13 protein-coding genes are annotated in these 20,055 nt (G+C 37.3%); 2 read left to right on the forward strand and 11 right to left on the reverse strand.

Annotation, left to right across the window (positions count from 1 at the left end):
• Positions 1–9: 9 nt before the first annotated feature.
• The 9 genes from EZ456_RS20600 to surE all read right to left on the reverse strand — a co-directional run bounded on the left by EZ456_RS20600 (position 10) and on the right by surE (position 12,100).
• The gene (locus tag EZ456_RS20600) at positions 10–3,048 is read right to left on the reverse strand and encodes a SusC/RagA family TonB-linked outer membrane protein (RefSeq protein WP_131533415.1); all 3,039 of its coding nucleotides are present in this window, start codon (positions 3,046–3,048) and stop codon (positions 10–12) included.
• 459 nt (positions 3,049–3,507) lie between these two features.
• Entirely contained in the window at positions 3,508–3,819 is a 312-nt protein-coding gene (locus EZ456_RS25580; RefSeq protein WP_262712014.1) for a substrate-binding domain-containing protein, read from the reverse strand.
• Between the two features lie 2 nt (positions 3,820–3,821).
• The gene (locus EZ456_RS25585) at positions 3,822–4,052 is read right to left on the reverse strand and encodes a hypothetical protein (RefSeq protein ID WP_225876584.1); all 231 of its coding nucleotides are present in this window, start codon (positions 4,050–4,052) and stop codon (positions 3,822–3,824) included.
• A gap of 241 nt (positions 4,053–4,293) precedes the next feature.
• Entirely contained in the window at positions 4,294–4,386 is a 93-nt protein-coding gene (locus tag EZ456_RS25835) for a LacI family DNA-binding transcriptional regulator (protein ID WP_394343146.1), read from the reverse strand.
• Positions 4,387–4,587: 201 nt separating this feature from the next.
• Positions 4,588–6,243 (reverse strand): RagB/SusD family nutrient uptake outer membrane protein, encoded by a 1,656-nt coding sequence (locus tag EZ456_RS20615; protein ID WP_131533419.1) that lies wholly within the window; start codon positions 6,241–6,243, stop codon positions 4,588–4,590.
• Between the two features lie 11 nt (positions 6,244–6,254).
• Positions 6,255–9,455 carry a SusC/RagA family TonB-linked outer membrane protein gene (locus tag EZ456_RS20620; protein ID WP_131533421.1) on the reverse strand — a complete coding sequence of 1,067 codons (3,201 nt, stop codon included), beginning with the start codon at positions 9,453–9,455 and terminating at the stop codon, positions 6,255–6,257.
• A 190-nt stretch (positions 9,456–9,645) separates the two neighbouring features.
• Positions 9,646–10,749 carry a lipid-A-disaccharide synthase gene (lpxB, locus tag EZ456_RS20625; RefSeq protein WP_131533422.1) on the reverse strand — a complete coding sequence of 368 codons (1,104 nt, stop codon included), beginning with the start codon at positions 10,747–10,749 and terminating at the stop codon, positions 9,646–9,648.
• Positions 10,750–10,975: 226 nt separating this feature from the next.
• Positions 10,976–11,248: a stationary phase survival protein SurE gene (locus EZ456_RS20630; protein ID WP_131533424.1), complete on the reverse strand. Its 273-nt coding sequence runs from the start codon at positions 11,246–11,248 to the stop codon at positions 10,976–10,978.
• A gap of 12 nt (positions 11,249–11,260) precedes the next feature.
• Positions 11,261–12,100: a 5'/3'-nucleotidase SurE gene (gene surE / locus EZ456_RS20635; RefSeq protein WP_131533425.1), complete on the reverse strand. Its 840-nt coding sequence runs from the start codon at positions 12,098–12,100 to the stop codon at positions 11,261–11,263.
• A gap of 220 nt (positions 12,101–12,320) precedes the next feature.
• Here surE and EZ456_RS20640 point away from each other — a divergent pair, with 220 nt between their 5' ends.
• Complete coding sequence (locus tag EZ456_RS20640) at positions 12,321–15,254, forward strand: M16 family metallopeptidase (RefSeq protein WP_131533426.1); 2,934 nt, start codon at positions 12,321–12,323, stop codon at positions 15,252–15,254.
• Between the two features lie 290 nt (positions 15,255–15,544).
• On the opposite strand, the gene EZ456_RS20645 is transcribed toward EZ456_RS20640, so the two are convergent.
• Together EZ456_RS20645 and EZ456_RS20650 are read right to left on the reverse strand one after the other, a co-directional pair.
• Positions 15,545–16,597, reverse strand: a complete 1,053-nt coding sequence (locus EZ456_RS20645) for a glycoside hydrolase family 130 protein (protein WP_131533427.1) — start codon at positions 16,595–16,597, stop codon at positions 15,545–15,547.
• Positions 16,598–16,663: 66 nt separating this feature from the next.
• Positions 16,664–16,849 (reverse strand): CsbD family protein, encoded by a 186-nt coding sequence (locus tag EZ456_RS20650; RefSeq protein WP_029276197.1) that lies wholly within the window; start codon positions 16,847–16,849, stop codon positions 16,664–16,666.
• Between the two features lie 201 nt (positions 16,850–17,050).
• Between EZ456_RS20650 and EZ456_RS20655 the strand changes: the two genes are divergently transcribed.
• Positions 17,051–20,041, forward strand: a complete 2,991-nt coding sequence (locus tag EZ456_RS20655) for a SusC/RagA family TonB-linked outer membrane protein (protein ID WP_131533428.1) — start codon at positions 17,051–17,053, stop codon at positions 20,039–20,041.
• Positions 20,042–20,055 lie beyond the last annotated feature (14 nt).

Below are 20,055 nucleotides of genomic sequence, written 5' to 3' on the forward strand. Positions count from 1 at the left end.
TTCTTATTATTAAAATCCAAAATTAACACCGAACACAAAACTTCTGGTTGTTGGATAAGGACTTCTGGTATCAATACCTAAACTACGTCCATTAATTTCTTGACCTAAGCCCGTATCTTGAATCAAATCAGGATCATTACCTGTGTAACCAGTTAATAATGCCAGGTTTTGACCAACGGCATATACGCGTAAGCTTCTGAATGCCTTATCTTTAAATTTGAACGTATAACCTAAAGTTACCTCGTCAACTTTTAAGAAACTTCCGTTTTCAATATAATAATCAGAATACATATACGTATCATTGATTTCTGCATATTTAGTAAAAGCACTGTTTAATAAGTTACCCTGTGTTCCAAATTTGTTTCCATAAGATAAAGCAACAGTATTTAATACATCAAAGTCTAATTTACTTCTTAAGAAAATTCTCAAATCAAATTGCTTGTAAGTAAAAGTATTTCCTAGTGACAAGTAATATTTAGGAATTGCATTTCCAATAACCTGCAAATCAGTTTGATCTCGGAAAGGAGACGTATTAATTTGTGCATTTGGCACCGCTTGACCAGCACGATTAGTAAATAACCATTTACCATCTGGTGTGAAGCTGTTGAAACGTTTACCCCAGAACTCGCCAATGTTACGACCTTCGTATGTACGGAAAGCGTTACCGAGAGCACCTGCACCACCGATACTTCCAAATGATTCCATATCTCTTCTGAATTCATCATTTGAAAAAGTTACTAGCTTATTATCAATTGTACTTCCTGCAAAATCAACGTTCCATGAAAAGTCTTTATTCTTTATTGCTGCATAACTCAATGTCAATTCAATACCTTTTGCAGAAATTGTACCTACGTTAGTATAAATAGTACTTGCAACATATGGAGGTTGTGGAGAAGTATAGGTAAAAAGTAAATCTTCAATATCACGTTTGAAAACATCTACCGAGCCACTCAGTTTATTGTTGAACATGGCAAAATCCAAACCTAAGTTATATTCCTTTTTACGTTCCCATCTTAAATTTGGATTTGGATTACGTGATGGGCCATAAGTTTGTAACCATTGGTTTCCAGGGAAAGGATAAAGATTACCTGTACTTAAGGTTACTAAAGATGCATAGTTTGCAAAGCCAGAGTTACCAGTTTCGCCGTATCCTGCTCTAATTTTCAAGAAATTAAGCCATTTGGCATTTTCCATAAATTTCTCGCGGGTAATTTCCCATGATGCAGAAACTGCCGGAAAACTTGCCCATTTATTGTTCGTTCCAAATTTTGACGATCCCTCTCTTCTTAATACAGCCTCGAAGTTAACTTTACCATCGAAAGTATAATGCACACGACCAAATAAAGCTATTAAGGTATTATCGTTTTTATTACTGGCAATACCGATTCTATTTATTGCAACTGGTACACTGCCTAAGTTGTTTTCTTCGAAAATATCGTTTGTATAGCCGCGGTTGTTTGCGCTGAAAGATTCGTTTACTTCATAACGGTAAGAATAACCGATCATACCTGTTAAACGATGTTTATCTTTAATCGTTTTGCTATACTCAATTGTTGGCTCAAAGTTAAAGTTTTCGTTTAACTCAGTCCCTTTATAAGCATAACCACCACCTGGTGCATCACCATTTTCTACAGAATTTTGACTTCCAAGTAAACGATATTGATTATCAACAAACTGATTTCTCTGATAAGCAACAAATGCTGATGCTTTCAGATCTTTCATAATGTCAATGTCGATTTTACCATCAACAGAATAAGTTTGCTGATTTCTTTTACTTGTCTCTTGTGCTAAACGAGCAATCTCATTGGTAATATTTCTGGTAAATAAATAAGAACCGTTAGGATTATAATACGATTCAGTAGGATTTTTGGTTAAAACAGGTTCCCAGCCACCGCCACCTAATAAATTGGCTCTATTGATGTTCGAGGCAACATTAAACATCGCAGTAACTTTATCTTTAAAGCCCTTTTGTGTTAAGCTCATTCTAAATTGATACTGTTCTCTGCTGTTTTCTTTTGCAAAACCATCTAACTTATTGTAAGTAAATGATCCACGGTAGTTCGATTTATCGCTACCACCAGAAACCGATAAATTTTGATAGTTCGTTAAATTATCTTTATTGATAAGATCGTCGAAATAATTAAAGTCGCCTCCGTAATCTTGAGCAGTGTATTGTCCAGCTGCAATTTTTTCTCTGAATTGAGTTGCGCTCATGAAATCAGGACGCTCGTACAATGTTTCGTGTTTTGCGTAACCATTGTAACTGAATTGAGCAGCTCCTTTACGGCCTTTTTTAGTTGTAACCAAAATAACACCCGCATTAGCTCTGGTACCGTAAATTGCTGCCGCAGAACCATCTTTTAATACAGTAAAAGATTCGATATCATCTTGTTGCAATAAATCTAAATTACCACCAGGAATTCCATCAATTACAATAAGCGGGCTCGCTGTACCTGAAATTGAGGTAACACCACGAAGCTGAATAGCTACGCCACTGTTTGGGTTTGAGCTACTCCTGGTAATCTGTAAACCAGCAACTTTACCTTGTAATAAATCCAGCGCGTTTCTAGCACCACTTTGTCTGAATTGACTGGTGTCTACCTTAGTGATAGCAGATGTTAACTCTCTTTGACTACGGCTACCATAACCAACAACAACAACATCATCCAGTTTAGTATCAGCAGACACAACCAATTTGATATTTAATGTGGTTTGGTTAGCAATTGTGATGTTCTGGGTTGTATAGCCTATATAACCGATCCTTATCACATCACCTATATTTGCTTCTATACTAAATTTTCCAGTTGCATCGGTTACAACACCTTTGCCAGAAGTTACATTCTTAATACCTACGCCTGGGATAGGCTGGCTATTCTCATCAAGAACTGTCCCTGAAACGACCTTTTGTACCCGAGCATGTTCCAATATCCTGCTCTCGTTCAAGCGCCCTCCTGCAACTCCCAATTTTGCGTTCATTGAAAACGCAGGACTGTTTAGCAATACAATTGCAGCAGACAGCCCCGTAATTTTAAGTAAATTAATTTTCATTAGCGGTTTTGTTAAATTATAAATGATTGGTTATTTGTTTCCCTGGTAATATTTTATCTGCGATGGAAATGACCGGAATGAATTAGTTGCCGAACATTTCAGGTATTTTATTGATTTAAAGGTTTGATCTGATCATGACAGAAACTAACTCCAACAACTAAGTCCATTTCTACGTTTAGTGAAGCCCAGTTTAAACTGGGCATGAAGCTGCTATAATTCTCATAATAATCGGTTTGGTCAACCTAAAACGTTTTAGTCGATCAATTATAATAATTTAAAATTATAATAAAACGTTTTAGTAAGTAAAAAAAATATTACAATCGAGCGAAGGTCGATTTTTCCCTAGTCTCTAATGACTAAACGGGCGGGGATAATTACCTCTTCAGCAGGTGATTTACCTTTTGAAGAAAGCTGACTTAAAATGAGTTTAATGATGGTTTCGGCTATTTCCTCTAAAGGCTATTGAACAGCAGAAATACTAGGGGTATGCAGTTCGAATGCTTCATGATCATTATATGCGATAACCGCGAAATCATCTCCTACTTTTTTATTGATTTGTTTCAGCACTTTTAAACCGCTAATAATCAGATAATTGATTACAAGTAACACTGCATCATTTTTTTCATTTCCGAAGAGTTCTTTAATCTGGGCAATGGTTTCGCGCTCTTCCTGGTTAAAATGGATCTTTAAAACCAGGCTGCCATCATATTTGATTCCGTTATCCTCTAATGCTTTTTTATAACCATCGTATCGCTCAATAATTTGTTCCACATTTATATCAGTGGTAACCAAGGCAATATTCTTTTTACCCTGATTGATAAAACGCTGAATTGACTGGTATGAAGCATTAAAATGATCGGCTCCGACATAGCTGGTATTAAGGTCTGGCAAATTCCATCAAACAGGATTACCGGGGTCGCGTCATCCAGGAGCATTTGTACATCTTCTTCAATTCCTTTAATTGGCGTAATAATATAAGCATCAACCTTGCGCGATTTAAACATGTTGATTAATTCTTTCGCTTTATCTATATTGTTTTCGGCGCTGGAATAAATGATTTTTTATCCTCTTTTACAAGCTTTATCTTCTATTAACCTAGCTATTCTTGAAAAGAATGAATTGGAGATGTCTTCTATAATTAAGCCGATAATATTGGAGTTACCGGTTCTTAAACTTCGTGCAATCTGATTGGTTTATAACCACTTTCTTCGATAATTTTTTCTACTTTCTCTATTACTGCTTCGCTTATCGATTTCTCTTTGCTTTACCATTAATAATGAATGAAACTGTGGTAATGGATACATTTGCTTTTACGGCTATATCTTTGATAGAAAGCATTTCATTTGGTTGGATTTCTTTTGAGTTAATCAATTCAAAGCTAAATAAAAGTTGCAGCCTTTAATTCTGGCCGGTTATAAAAACGGAATTTAACATTTTTTATATTAATCGTTTTAGAAACGCTTGTTAAAGGGCAGCAGAGCATAAATATAAAGGCTTAGAACAGCAAAAGGCGCTGATTAGGCGCCTTTTGTATCAAAATTAATATCCTGGGTTTTGGGTGAGTTTAGCATTTAAATCTCGCTGTCTTTGTGGAATCGGGTATAAATTCCTAAAAGCTGATGATGGGGTATGATCCCACCATTTGCTTGTTGTAAATTTACCGAAACGGATGAGGTCATCTCTTCTAAAACCTTCGAAAATAAATTCTCTTCCCCGTTCTTCCAACAATTCATCTAAAGATAATGAAGCAGTTGTATACTCATGAGATGGCCAGGTAGCTTCGGTATATGCCCTTTTTTTACAGGTATTGATTAAGGTTACGGCATCTGCAGTTGCAACACCACCATTTTTGCGCATTATGGCTTCTGCTTTGGCAAAATAAATCCACGTTAAACGGTAAACGTTCCAATCGGCATTGTTATAATTTGGATCTGGTTCTACACGTACGCCATTAACAAAACCCGGTAAAGAGTTACCTAACTTATATTTGTTAAAACGGACACCGCTATTTTCTTCTCCTTCGCTCATGTTTGATACCGTAGAATTTTTGGTGTTCTTTTGGATGTTATCTACAAATGTTAGGGGTTTACCTGCATATTCTACGGTACCTAAAACCGGAGAGGCAGGATCAGTAAATTTAAACTGTGGGCCAAACAACAACCAGTTCGTCTTGCGAAGATCATCAGTTTTAAAGGTTTCATAAACTCCTGGAACCAACACAATACCATCATTGCCATTTCTACCCCCACCATAAATATCTCTTTGTGCAAAGTGATAAAACTCGCCTGTCCATGATGGTTCAAATTTGGCTCTTGTAAAATCATAAGCGATAGAGAAAATTACTTCTTTTGATAAATCGTTGGTGTTTTTAAACTGATCAGAAATATTCGGATCGAGGTCCATATTGCCGTTTTGACCACCTGCTTCGTTATTGATTAATTTATCGGCGGCAGCAATACATTCATCCCAACGTGGTGTACCTGTCCACACCTCAGCATTGAGGTACAATTCTACCAGCATGGCATAACCGCTTGCCTGGCTCATTCTACCCAATTGTGCTTTTGATAATTTAGGAACGTTGATAATGTTATCCTTTATTTCTTTTTCAATAAAGGCGAATACATCTTTCCGACTTGTTGAGGTCGGCAAAACCGGATTTGCAGGATCTACAATGTCGGTTGCCAACGGAATATTTCCAAACAGATCCATCAGTTTGAGATAGTGAAATGCACGAAGTAATTTTAATTCGGCAATATACCCGTCTTTTTCTTGTTGCGTAATGCCCATACTAGAAATATCTCTAGATCCAATATTTGAAATTGGATCATTGCAGTAGCCAATTCCACCATACATTAAGGCCCAGGCATTATTAATTCCACCTTCGTCTACTGTCCATGAGTGATAGTGCAATCTTTTCCATTTACCACCATCTTCGCCATGTGGCCCCTTTGTTGGCCAGGCCAACTGATCAGCAGAAAGCTCTGCCAAGCGCCACCAACCATCTTGCCCCGCTGGCGTTACCCAGGCATTGGCATGGGTATATGGCCTTAATACGGCAGAAATTACCTCGTTTTTATTGTTATAAAATTTTTCAGCCGGAATAACATCGTATGCATTCTCATCTAAGTTGGTGCAGGCAGATGCCATGCCAACAATTAGCGCAAGGGCTATATATATTATTGATTTGTTTTTCATTTTATTTTCTATTAAAACCCTACATTAACACCAAACAGAAATGATCTAGTACTTGGATAAGCACCGCGGCTATCTATGCCTGGGCCTAAACCTGTATCTTGAACGAAATCGGGGTCGTTACCCGTGTAACCGGTAATGGTTGCCAAATTTTGTCCGGTGGCATAAATACGCAGGTTACGGATGTATTTAGTTTTTAACTTAAAGTTATAACCAAGTGTAATCTCATCAATCTTCACATTTGTACCACTTTCTATATAATAGTCGGAGTACATGTAAGTATCTTTGATCTGGCTATATTTCCCGAACGCATCTCTTAAATAATTAGATCCGGTAATGGCTGGGTTACCATACGATAATGCGGTTGTATTTAAGATATCATAATCGAATTTACCTCTTAAAAAGATCCTGAAATCGAAATTCTTGTAGGTAAAGTTTGCAGTGTATGAGGCATAATATTTTGGAATGGCATTTCCGATTGGAGCAAGATCTGTTAAGTTTTTATCTTTTGAATAGTTGATCTGATCATTACGTACCGGAACACCATTTCTATTAAAGAACAACCATTTACCATTGGCATCGAAACCAGCAAAACGTTTACCATAGAAAATACCAACATCTTCCCCTTCGTAAGTGGTAATGGCATCTCCTAAATCTCCGGCACCGCCAATGCCACCAAATGTTTTGTATTTAACAGCAAAAGCGTCATTTGAATAAGAATTAAGCGTATTCTTAATGGTACTACCTGTAAAATCCATGCTAAACGTAAAGTCTTTGGTTTTTATGGCCTGATAGCTTAGGGCAAGCTCTATACCTCTTGATGAAATATTACCAACATTGGCATAGATTGTAGATTGTACATAAGGCGGCTGAGGTGTAATATAAGTATCCAACAAATCTTTAGTTGTTCTATCAAATACATCTAACGAACCCGTTAACTTACTATTAAACAAGGTAAAATCTGCACCGATATTGGTTTCTCGTTTTGATTCCCATTTAAGGAAAGGATTTGGATTAATTGTTGGTCCATAGGTTTCGCGGTAACTACCATCGGGATACAGATATTTACCACCGCCACCAAGTGTTACCCTTGATGCATTGTTGGCAAAACCTGAGTTACCGGTTACACCGTAACCCGCCCTTAATTTTAGGTAATTTACCCATTTCACATCCTTCATAAAACCTTCTTCGGTAACATTCCAACCCAATGAAACAGCGGGAAAATTTCCCCATTTGTTATTATCACCAAACCTGGAAGAACCTTCGTGCCTTAAAATTAATTGTAACAAGTACTTATTATCGTACGAGTAGTTAATCCTTCCAAAAAAGGCGATCAGGGTGTTGTCGTTTTTATAACTGTCCATGCCTGCTTTACCATCCGCTAATGCCTGGCCAGCGCCTAAATTATCTTCATTAAACTGATCATTTAAGAAACCACGGGTATTTGATTTTGCACCTTCTTCGATGTTATAGCGATAACTGTAACCTGCCAATGCAGTAAAAGAATGTTTATCGTCCACCGTTGTATTGTACTGTAAGGTTGGCTCGAAGGCATAACCCTGAGAAAGGAAATTATTTTTAAAGGCGTAACCTCCACTCGGGTAATCACTATTTTCTACCGAATTTTCACTCTTCAATTGTGCATAACCTCCATCAACAAAGTAATCTCTTTGCAATGACCCAAATACTGATGCTTTTAAACCTTTGACGATGTCGAAATCAGCTTTTAGATCAGCAGAAGTTGTTTGCTGTTTACGGTAACTGGTTTGGTTAAACAATTTTGCATATTGATTAGTACTCTGGTTATCATAATAGAATGAACCATCTGAATTATAAATCTGCTTTGTAGGATTTTTAGTTAATTCTTCTTCCCAACCACTTCCATTTAGTTCATTATCAAAAAATGATGAAGTAACTCCGTTAGAAAGTAAATTCGCATTATTAATATTGGTGGCTAGATTTAGCTGGATATTTAATTTGTCATCGAAACCCTTTTGATTGATATTTAACCTTCCGGTGTATTCTTTCCTACCGTTTTCTAAGGCGATACCCTGTAAATCTCGGAAGTTTAAACTTGCCCGATAGCTTGTTTTATCAGTTCCTCCAGATAATGCCAGGTTATGGTTTTGAGATAAATTATCATGATTAACCAATTTATTGTACAAATCTTCACTTCCACCATAATCTACTGCGTTAATTTCGCCAGCATTAATTTTAGCTCGAAACTCGTCTGCTGTTAAAAAGTCTAATCTATTTTGGATAAACTCCTTACGGATATAACTGGAATAAGTAAATGTAGGGGGACCTGCTTTTCCCTTTTTAGTGGTGATTAAAATTACACCTGCATTTGCACTTGTTCCATAAATTGCTGCGCCTGATCCATCTTTTAACACATCGACCGATAAGATATCATCTTGTTGCAACAGATCGGGATTACCACCTGGAATACCATCAATTACATAAAGCGGACTTGCGCTACCGGCTACAGAAACCACCCCACGCAATTGCACACTTGGCCCTGAATTGGGGTTTGAACTATTCGCCCGGGTTATGTTTAATCCTGCAACCTTACCTTGCACAAGGTCTAAGGCACTCCGGGCACCACTTTGCCGAAATTGTGAAGTATCCACGTGGGCAACTGATGAAGTAACTTCTTTTGTTTTTAATGTCCCATAACCAACCACTACTACTTCATCTAATTTTTGAGATTGTGATGGAACTAAGCTGATGGTTAATGGAGCAGCTCCATTACCCGCCGGAACAGATTTAGTTTGGTAACCGATATAACTAAATACCAGCACATCGGTTGGGGCAGTTACATTAATACTGAATTTACCATTTTCTTGTGTTACCGTACCACCTGTTTTACCCTGGATTTTAATCCCAACGCCAGGTAGACCGAGTTTCTGCTCATCTACAACAGTACCGGTAATTGTTTTCTGACCTGCAGATGTTGCAGGAGCAGCAGCTGTTGGCGCAGGTGCCGGGGCAGTAACCGGACGCGCACCACCCAAAGGATTTGCAGGAGCTTTTACCGTATCGGCGGGTTTTGCAACTGGCACTTTTTTGGTTGTGTCTTGTTTTTTAGTTGTGTCCTGCTGAAAATAATAGCGGTTAAAATTAATTTTTTCGCTTTTAATTTTTGCAAACAACTGGGGGCTTGAAAATAGGACCAGGCATAGGAAACCTGTCGTCCTGAGTAAAATGTTTTTCATTGGCACTCACTAGTTTAGTTTATAATTAGTTACGTAATGCGGCCAACATTTTTACCAAATTAATAAGAGCAATGAGATTAATTAGTGATAGTTAGGATTTCCGCAAAACGATTTAGTAACGCCTTAAAGGGCATTTTGTTTTAAACAAAATGAAAAAACTTTAAAATGTTACGTTTGCGGAAGTCCTAGTTTAGTGCAGATATTTCGAGATTAGCTTGGCTGTTTTTGCGGAAGCACCAGGTTTTCCCATAAGTAAAAGCAGCTCATCGTAATGTGTTAACATCTCATCCCTGCCAGCTCCTTCCAGGATAATTTTAAGTTCTTCGTTTACTTTTTGGGTGTTACAATCTTCCTGGATAAGTTCGGTTACAATCTTCTTATTTACGATAAGGTTAACGAGCGAAATGAACTTAATTTTTACCAACATCCTGGCAATGGCAATTGAAATGGTTCCACCCTTATAAACCACCACCTGCGGAACTTTAAACAAAGCAGTTTCTAGCGTAGCTGTTCCAGAAGCTACAATTGCAGCATGGGCATGGTGCAATAAATTATAGGTATTGTTAAAAAGCAAGTTAACTTTTTTATCTCCTGTAAACTGATGATAGTAACTTTCGGTAAAAGTTGGTGCAGCAGCAATGGCAAATACACAATCGGGATAACTTTCGGTAATGCTTAACATCACCGGCAATAAACGTTCTATTTCCTGCTTGCGGCTACCTGGCAACAAGGCGATAATTTTTCCATTTCCTAATTGATGGTTTTCGCGAAAATTTAGATCTGGTGTAAACTGCGCAATCTCGTCTAATAAAGGGTTGCCAACGTAATCTACCTCCATACCCCATTCCTTGTAGAAATCTACTTCGAAAGGCAAGATACAGAACATGTGATCGACAACCTTTTTGATTTTCAGCACCCGTTTTTGGTTCCAGGCCCAAACTTTAGGTGAAATATAATAACATACTTTTATGCCATTGGCTTTTGCGAACTCCGCAATTTTTAAGTTAAAACCCGGAAAATCGATCAGGATCAGCACATCGGGCTTCCATTGTAAAATATCGTTTTTGCAGGATTTGAGATTTCTGAAAATGGTTCTTAAATTTAGAATTACCTCGGTAAAGCCCATAAAAGCCATATCGGCATAGTGTTTAACTAGCGCTCCACCTTCGGCTTCCATTTTATCACCTCCGAAATACCTGAACATAGCTTCGCCATCCACAGCTTTTAAGGCTTTCATTAAATTGGCGCCATGTAAATCGCCTGAGGCTTCTCCGGCTACGAGGTAGTACTTCATGTTTTTTTTTATGTATAATGGAAGATGGAATTTTACCCTTTCATCCCTGATAAATATTTTTTTTTGTGTTATAACAAAATCGTCCTTGCGAGGAGGCACGGATTGTAAAACGAGCGATCGTCATTCCCGCGCAGGCGGGAATCTTAAAGCTAATTGCATTAGGATTCCCAATCAAGTTGGGAATGACGAACCGACTTGATCAGTCATTATCACTCTAGTATTTCCCTTAAAAAACTTTATATGCAAAAAACACAAAAGCGCACAAAAACGTTGCGGCTAATATACCTCTACCGATATTTTCTTTGTTGTATTTAAAAAAGTATTGCATGGTGTAAGCATTTATGGCAATACCACCAATATATAACAAATCTGCTTTAGCAAGGGATGCCACATGGTGGATAATGTACCAGGCAATAGCACAAAATATTGCTGGTACAAGCAAACCAATGCCCAAACCTATCCATACAGAATTATTTAATCTTTTTAACTGATCAATCATAATGGCAAGCGCTTAACCTAAATTAATGCCATCGGGCGCCGAAACTTTAGTGCCAGCAGGTTTCGAATCAGTATCGCCCATAAAATCCCAACTGTTTAAGGCCTGTATAGCATGATGCGCGGTTAAATCAAACTGAACCGGAACGATAGAAACATAATTATGTTCTAAAGCCCAAACATCGGTATCTTCCCCCTTATCGAAATTTTCAAAAACTCCTGTTAACCAATAGTATGGGCGTTTGTAAGGATCAGTTCTTTCATCAAATTCTTCCATCCACTTGGCATTAGCCTGGCGGCAAACCTTAACGCCTTTTAGATGATCACCTTTCGGGAAATTCACATTTAAAAGGGTTCCTTCTGGTAAACCATTTGCTAAAACTTGTTCACAGATGTTTTTAATGTATTTTTTGGTATGACTAAAATCGGCATCGGCTGCAAAATCATCTAAAGAGAAACCAATCGATGGAATCTTTTCTATTGCACCCTCTACTGCAGCAGACATGGTACCTGAATAGAGCACGTTAATCGAATTATTTAGTCCGTGGTTAATGCCTGATACGCACAAATCAGGTTTTTTACCCTTAAAAATCTTATTTACAGCAATTTTAACGCAATCAACCGGGGTTCCACTGCATTTATACATTTCTACACCTGCATAAAGATCAACCTTATCAAAACGGATCGGTTTACCTATGGTAATGGCATGCCCCATTCCACTTTGCGGACTATCTGGCGCAACAACTACCACATTGCCCAGCTCCTGCATTACTTCCATTAAATTTTTGATGCCTGTAGCTGTAATGCCATCATCATTTACAACTAAAATATTTGGTTTTACGCCCTGCTTTGTCATGCCGGTAAAAATACAGATTATAAATTCAAGGCACAATAAAGCAAGGTTTATATGCAAAAATCATTTATTCCTAGATTTTTAGTTTTGAAATCAAAATTATTTCATTCCCTGCAAGAAAGCATATATATTTGAATAAATAACTTATTAAAAATGAAGGCTGTATTTGAGATCACACTTAAACTAACAGGTACGCACTCATGATCATAAACCAAAACAAACAATGAAATTCAAACTATTTACTTTGGCTTGTTTTCTAATTACAGGTTCTTTAGCGAAAGCGCAAACTACCTATCAATGGAAAACAGGAACATCTGGTGGCTTTACCTACAAGTATGTAACCAACGATCCGACCAAAACACGTTTTTATACTTTAAAAAACGGTTTGACTGTAATTTTATCTCAAAATAACAAGGAGCCTAATATTACTTACAAAATGGCGGTAAGAGCCGGCAGTAATACCGATCCGCGTACCAATACCGGTTTGGCGCATTATTTAGAACACCTTTTATTTAAAGGAACAGATAAATTCGGATCGCTAAATTATGCCAAAGAAAAACCACTTTTAGATAAGATCGAAGCACTTTACGAAACTTACAACAAAACTACCGATCCGGCCAAACGCAAAGAGATTTATAAGGAAATTGATAAAACTTCGGGCGAAGCTTCTAATTATTCTATCGCAAACGAATACGATAAAATGATGAAATCGATCGGAAGTAACTCTACCAACGCCCACACCTCGGTAGAAGAAACCGTTTATGAAGAAGACCTTCCATCAAATGCCATTGATAAATTTTTGGCTGTGCAGGCAGAACGTTTCCGTGCCCCTGTTTTCCGCATCTTCCATACAGAGTTAGAAGCTGTTTATGAAGAGAAAAATATCGGTATGGACAATGATGGCCGTAAAATGTATGAGAAAATGCTGTATGCTTTGTTTCCTACGCATAACTACGGACAACAAACCACCATTGGTACTATTGAGCATTTAAAAAATCCCTCGTTAATCGAAATCAGAAAGTATTACAACAAATATTATGTGCCTAATAATATGGCCTTAATTATGAGTGGCGATATTAATTATGATGATTTAATCAAAAAAATCGATAAGGACTTCGCCTTTATGGCACCTAAGCCTTTATCGCTTTACAACCCTGCACCAGAAAAACCTTTAACACAGGTTCAAACGGTTGATATTTATGGTCCAAGTGCCGAAAACTTATATGTTGCTTACAGGGGTTTTGCCCAAAATACCCATCAAAGTTTATTACTGGATTTAATCGGCAGCATTTTGGCAAACGGGAAAGCGGGTTTAATGGATATCAACATTAATAAACAACAAAAAATGTTGAGGGCAGGTGCTGGTTATAACTCGATGAAAGATTATGGAATTTTCATTTTATCTGGCTCACCTAAAGCTGGCCAAAGTTTGGAAGAGGCCCAAAAATTATTATTAGAGCAGGTAGAATTGCTTAAAAAAGGCGAATTTGATGAAAGCCTAATTAAAGCAACAGTTGCTAACATCAAATTGGCCGAACTCCAAAGCTTTGACAATAATGATGTTCGTGCAGATTTCGCGATGAATGCCTTTATCCAAAACCGTGGTGCAGAATGGGATAAAACCCTGGCATCAACCGATGCGATGGCCAAAGTAACCAAAAAGGAAATTGTAGACTTTGCCAACAAGTTTTTCGTTAACAATTATGTTTCTATCTTAAAACACAAAGGTGAAGATAAGAGCATTGTTAAAGTAGAAAAACCAACCATTACTGCAGTAAAAACCAATGTTAATGAGGTTTCTCCATTTACAAAAGACATCATTGCTGCTCCGGTAAAACCCATCGCTCCTAAATTTTTAGACTATACCAAAGACCTTAATTTTGGCAAAGCAGGCATTGCTGATGTAATTACAGTTCAAAACACTGAAAACGGAATTTTCCGTATGGGTTACCGTTTTGATATGGGTTCTTACAACTATAAGTTATTGCCTTATGCTGCTCAATATTTAGCGTTCTTAAGTACTGATAAATATTCGGCAGAGGATATTAGTAAAGCATTTTACAACATTGCCTGTAGCTATAGCATAAATGTAGGTACTGATGTAACTACCGTTTCAATCAGTGGTTTACAAGAAAACTTTGATAAAGCGGTAGCCTTGTTAGAAGATGTACTGGCAAATTGTAAACCAAACGAAAAAGCCTTAGAAGATTTAAAAGGTCGTTTGTTAAAATCGAGAGATAACGCAAAATTAAATAAATCGTCAATTCTTGGTGGTTTAATGAGTTATGCACAATACGGTGCCGATAATCCTTTCAATTATGGATTAACTAATGATGAGATCAAAAATATGAAATCGGCAGATTTGATCTACATTTTACATAACCTGACCAATTACAAACACACCATTACTTATTACGGACCAAAAACATTAGCGGCATTTTCTGCTGATATTGTTAAAGCGCATCCATTGGCTAAAGAATTTACAGATGCTGCACCGATTAAGAAATTTGTGTACACCAAAACCGATTCGAACAAAGTTTACTTTGCCGATTATGATATGGTGCAGGCCGAAATACGTTGGGTACGCAACGGTGGCTTGTACGACCCGGCCAATGCAGCAAAAATCGCCTTGTTTAACAACTATTTCGGCGGCGGCATGGGCTCAGTAGTATTCCAAACCATCCGCGAATCTAAAGCTTTGGCTTATTCTACTTTTGCAGTATATTCTTCTCCAAATACCAAAGAAAAAGAAAATACCATTATCGCTTATGTAGGTACACAGGCAGATAAAATGAATGAAGCAGTTGCCGGTATGAATGAGTTATTAACCACTTTACCACAGTCTGATAAATCATTTGCATTATCAAAAACCAACTCATTAAATGGCTTAGAAACCAGCCGTATTACCAAAGATGGAATTATTTATAGCTATTTGGCCGATAAAAAATTAGGTTTCGATCACGACTCAAGGGTTGATGAATATGCTAACTTAAAACCATTGACTTTTAATGATGTAAAATCATTCCACCAAACCAATCTTTCGGGCAAACCTTACAGTTATTGTATCGTGGCTTCCGAAAAGAAAATCAATATGGCAGATTTAGCAAAATTTGGTCCGGTAACTAAACTAAGCCTGGAGCAGATTTTTGGATACTAAAAAGGTAGAGGGTAGGAAGGCGGAGGGTTTAAGGTAAAAACCTGATGCTTTAATATCAAAATTACTAGCGATTCCCGGAAACGGGGATCGCTTTTTTTATGGATTATTGGTTCATCAGCCAATGGTTGATTTGTCATTAGTAACAACATGGCTCAGAAACAAATTGTACGCTTGCATCTTCGTGATAAAAAACAAAATTCTTCCGTGTTAATCCGTGCCTCCGTGGCAAAAAAAGTTCATTGGTCATTGGTTTATTTGTTGCATAATGCAGAAAATTGTGCCTTCGTGTCTTAATGGTAAAAAACCAGTGCACCCAAAATTTCCTTCACCGAAAATTTAGCCCCGCAAACAAATTCATCTGCAGCACCATAATAGATCGTTAATTCGTCTCCATTAACGATGTGGCCATTTGTAAATACTACTTCTCCAAAGAAACCATGTAACTCATAATCTGCAGTTGGTACCATAATCGGTTCTTCGGTTCTGGCTAGCACTTTTGATGGATCATCGAGCGCCATTAAAAAAGCGCCTAAACAATATTGTTGTTTTTCATTTGCACCATGATATATTTCGAGCCAGCCGCCTGCAGTTTTTATTGGTGCTGCACCAGCGCCCACACGGGCACTATCCCAGCGGTTAGGCCTGGTTTTAATAATACACCTGTGTTTGCCCCAATGGATCCCATCAGGAGATTCGGCCAGCCAGATATAATTACCACCCAATGCTACACTGCTGGGGCGGTGCAAAGCGTAAAATTTACCGTTAATGCGTTCTTCAAATATGGCGCAATCTTTATTATGTGGTGGGATAATCATGCCATAACTTTGGAAAGTTTTCCAATCTTTTGTGGTACGCATCCCCACACCAACCCCATGTTCAGAAACTGCCGTAAAAGTTAAATAGTAAGTATCTCCGATTAAGGATACGCGGCAATCTTCAATTCCAAAAGCTTCATCTTCACTCTCTCCCTGCAATAAAGGGTAACCTTCTGGCTGATAAAAATGAAGACCATCATCACTACAAACCAATCTTAAATGAGATAATGTGGTTAAATAATCTGCCCCTTTATAACTGATCATCCGGGGATCACTGTCATTTAAATATGGATCACTTTCGTCGATTGCCAGAATTTCTATTCCATGTTCTTTTAATATCGGAAAAGAAATTACGCCTTCTTTCTGTTGAGGTCTTTCAGCTACCCGGATAAGCAGCCAGATTTTACCATCGAAAGTAAAAACACCTGGATTTAACAAGCATTCTATTTCCAACCCAGCGCTGCTAGGTATTAAATCTTTCGGAGAAAGTATTGGATTTTCGGAAAATCTTTTGGCAATATCGGCCATAAAAAAATGATGTTAAAACAAACAGGCGACCAAAATTTGACCGCCTGTTTTTCTATTGAATTGATATTATAATGAGTTTATCCATTTCACAAGTTCATCTCTTCCTTTTCCTGTTTTTTGTTGTAGTTTCCCCAACAATTCATCGTCTTGACCTTCTTCGTGTTTTAAATCATCATCTGTTAAATCAGCATAAGCTTGTTTAACCTTTCCTTTTATTTCATTCCACTTTCCTTTTAATTCTAACTTATCCATGCTCGTGTTTTTTTTGGATTTAAACAATGTAACTTTTAATCCATTAACAATTTTTGCCTCCCTTTGTTTTGATTTAAGCACATTAAACCAAACAATGACCTGATTTCATCATAGTTCACAAGGTTTTTTCCATATTTTTAGTTACATTAAGAGTATCATTTCTATGAATGATTAAAAATTATTAACTAAACTACCAATTTGATGAAAAAACTACTCTTATGTATGATTTTATCTTTCAGTGTAATTTCGTTTGCTTTCGCACAAGGCAAGGTAATTACCGGGAAAGTTACGTCAGCCTCAGGACCAATTCCTGGCGTTAGCGTATTTGTAAAAGGCTCGCCAGCTAACGGCACCCAAAGTGATGCTACCGGAGCTTTTAAATTAACCGTTTCAGACGATGCTAAAACACTTGTTTTTAGCTTTATCGGTTTCAAAACCAAAGAAGTGCCTATTACAGGGCAAAGCGTTAATGTAAGCCTTGATGAGGAAAACAATACGCTATCGGATGTGGTTGTAGTGGGTTATGGTACACAAAATAGAAGAGATGTAACGGGATCAATAGCGAAAGTTACAGCAGCTGATTTGAAAGACAAGCCTTTAACAACCATCGAAAGTGCTTTACAAGGCAAGGCACCTGGGGTATTTATCAACTCTAGTAGTGGTAAACTGGGTCAGGCACTCCAAATTCGGGTAAGGGGTATTTCTTCAATTTCGGCAAGTAACCAACCCTTATTTGTTATCGACGGCACGCCTGTGATTACTGATGCTTTAGGAACCTATACAGAGCCTGACAATCCGCTGGCTGCAATTAATCCTGACGATATTGAATCAATGGAAGTACTAAAAGATGCTGCAGCTGCAGCTATTTACGGAGCAAGAGCATCTAATGGTGTAGTATTAATTACAACGAAAAAAGGTAAAGAAGGAAAGACTAATGTTGATTTTGGTTACTATGCTGGCTTTAGTGATCCGACTAAGAAAAATCAATTCTTAAACGCGGCTCAATACAAACAATTGATGGAAGAATCATTTAAGAATTCTAATTATGATGGTGGTAATTACAGTAATTCTTCAGAGCTTTGGGAAGATTATACGGGAACTACAGATTGGGATGGCAATGTAGATGCCGACTGGGCAAATGCTGCTTTTAGAAGAGGCCATACTCAACAATATAACCTCAATATCAACGGTGGTGATGCAAAGACCAAGTTTATGTTATCTGGAAATTATAATGATAATAAAGGCATTATAATTGGTAACCGCTATGTCAGAACCGGAGGCAGATTAAGTTTAGACCACACGGTTTCAAATCTTCTAACAGTAGGAGGAAATATCAACATTTCAAAAGTAGATAATTATCGCGTATCCAACGACAATGCTTTCTCTAATCCACTTCAGTTAAATGCGTTACCTCCAATACAATCAATTTATGATGCTTCAGGAGAATTAAATAGTAGTACTGTTTATTACAACGGTCTGATAGATTTAGCAAATGGAAGTAATCTTTCTACTACTTATAGAACTTTCGCAACAGCTTTCGCAAGCCTAAAAATAACACCGAATTTAGTTTTCAGAAGTGAGTACGGTTTCGATTTAAATAGTCTTGAAGAAGAACTTTACTTAGGTTCAAAAACTCAAGATGGTGGTGGAACTTCGGGTTATGGTTCAGATTACAACGCTAAATCCATTAATTTCAACACCAATAATACCTTAACCTATACTAAAGTTTTCAATGAAAAACATAGCTTAAACGTATTAGGTGGTTTTACTTTTCAAGAAGCACAATTAAGATATGGAACAGTTACCGGTACAGGTTTCCCTTCAGATAAATTTACAAAAATTGCCAGTGCTGCTACAATATCGGCAGGTAGTTCCTTTGAATCAAAATATTCATTCGTATCTTATTTAGCCAGGGTTAATTACAAGTATGCCGATAAGTACTTAGTAAGTGCTTCAATTAGAACAGATGGTTCATCAAGATTTGGTTCAAACCAAAGATATGGAACGTTTCCAGCCGCTTCAATTGGCTGGATTGCATCTGAAGAGGACTTCTTAAAATCAAGCATATGGTTGAGTAATTTGAAACTTAGGGCAAGTTATGGCTTAACAGGTAATGCGGAGATTGGAAACTTTGCCTCGAGAACCCTATATGGCGGTGTTAATTATGCAGGTACTGCTGGCACTTTACCAAATCAATTAGGAGATCCAAATTTAACTTGGGAAAATACATCTAACTTCAATATTGGCTTAGATTTTGGAATATTGGCAGATCGTATCAATGGAACTGTAGAAGTATATAAAAAGAAAACAACCGATTTACTATTAAGTGTTCCTATTCCAGCAACAAATGGCTTCAGCTCTATTGTACAAAACATCGGAGATCTAGAAAACAAAGGTTTAGAACTTTCATTGAATACTAAAAACTTTGTAGGGGAATTTAAATGGAGTACATCTTTTAATATTTCGTTTAATAGAAATAAAATTCTACGTTTAGCTGGCCAGCCAATTTATCCAGGTGGAAGATATATTGGAAGAATCGCTGAAGGTGAGCCTTATGGTTACTTTTATGGAAAGGCCTATGCTGGTGTAGATACGAATAATGGGAATGCATTATATTATTTAGATGATAGCCGCACTACAACAACGACGGTATATAGCAGTGCAAAAGATCAAAAAATTGGCGATCCAAATCCTAATTTTTATGGTGGTTTTGGTAACAGGTTCTCTTATAAAAATTTCGATTTAGACATTCAAACACAATTTGTTTCTGGCAATGATATTTACAATGCTGCAGGTGGTTTCCAATCCGCAAATGGTGATTATTTCGACAATCAAACGATCGATCAAATGAACTATTGGACGACCTCTAACAGAATTACTTCAATCCCTCAACCTAGATTTGGTGCTTCAAATGGAACACGACCTTCCTCAAGATATATTCAGGATGGTTCTTATTTGAGAGTAAAAAGTGTAATATTCGGCTACAATGTACCTAAATCATTTATCACAAAATACAAGTTGCAAAATTTACGCGTTTATGCATCTGCTCAGAATTTATTCACAATAACAGGCTACAATGGCTACGATCCTGAAGTAAACACTACGTTCGCAGGAAGTGTTCAATTGGGTCACGATTTCTACACACCTCCTCAAGCAAGAACAATCACTTTTGGAGTTAATGTTGGATTTTAATTGTTATTTAAATA

The organism is Pedobacter psychrodurus, assembly GCF_004331735.1.
Lineage (GTDB): Bacteria > Bacteroidota > Bacteroidia > Sphingobacteriales > Sphingobacteriaceae > Pedobacter > Pedobacter psychrodurus.

Coding starts and splice junctions, on each gene's coding strand:
- EZ456_RS20600 (WP_131533415.1), bottom strand. CDS start 3,048: ATGAAAATTAATTTACTTAAAATTACGGGGCTGTCTGCTGCAATTGTA.
- EZ456_RS25585 (WP_225876584.1), bottom strand. CDS start 4,052: ATGTTTAAATCGCGCAAGGTTGATGCTTATATTATTACGCCAATTAAA.
- EZ456_RS25835 (WP_394343146.1), bottom strand. CDS start 4,386: ATGCTTTCTATCAAAGATATAGCCGTAAAAGCAAATGTATCCATTACC.
- EZ456_RS20615 (WP_131533419.1), bottom strand. CDS start 6,243: ATGAAAAACAAATCAATAATATATATAGCCCTTGCGCTAATTGTTGGC.
- EZ456_RS20620 (WP_131533421.1), bottom strand. CDS start 9,455: ATGAAAAACATTTTACTCAGGACGACAGGTTTCCTATGCCTGGTCCTA.
- lpxB (WP_131533422.1), bottom strand. CDS start 10,749: ATGAAGTACTACCTCGTAGCCGGAGAAGCCTCAGGCGATTTACATGGC.
- EZ456_RS20630 (WP_131533424.1), bottom strand. CDS start 11,248: ATGATTGATCAGTTAAAAAGATTAAATAATTCTGTATGGATAGGTTTG.
- surE (WP_131533425.1), bottom strand. CDS start 12,100: ATGACAAAGCAGGGCGTAAAACCAAATATTTTAGTTGTAAATGATGAT.
- EZ456_RS20640 (WP_131533426.1), top strand. CDS start 12,321: ATGAAATTCAAACTATTTACTTTGGCTTGTTTTCTAATTACAGGTTCT.
- EZ456_RS20645 (WP_131533427.1), bottom strand. CDS start 16,597: ATGGCCGATATTGCCAAAAGATTTTCCGAAAATCCAATACTTTCTCCG.
- EZ456_RS20650 (WP_029276197.1), bottom strand. CDS start 16,849: ATGGATAAGTTAGAATTAAAAGGAAAGTGGAATGAAATAAAAGGAAAG.
- EZ456_RS20655 (WP_131533428.1), top strand. CDS start 17,051: ATGAAAAAACTACTCTTATGTATGATTTTATCTTTCAGTGTAATTTCG.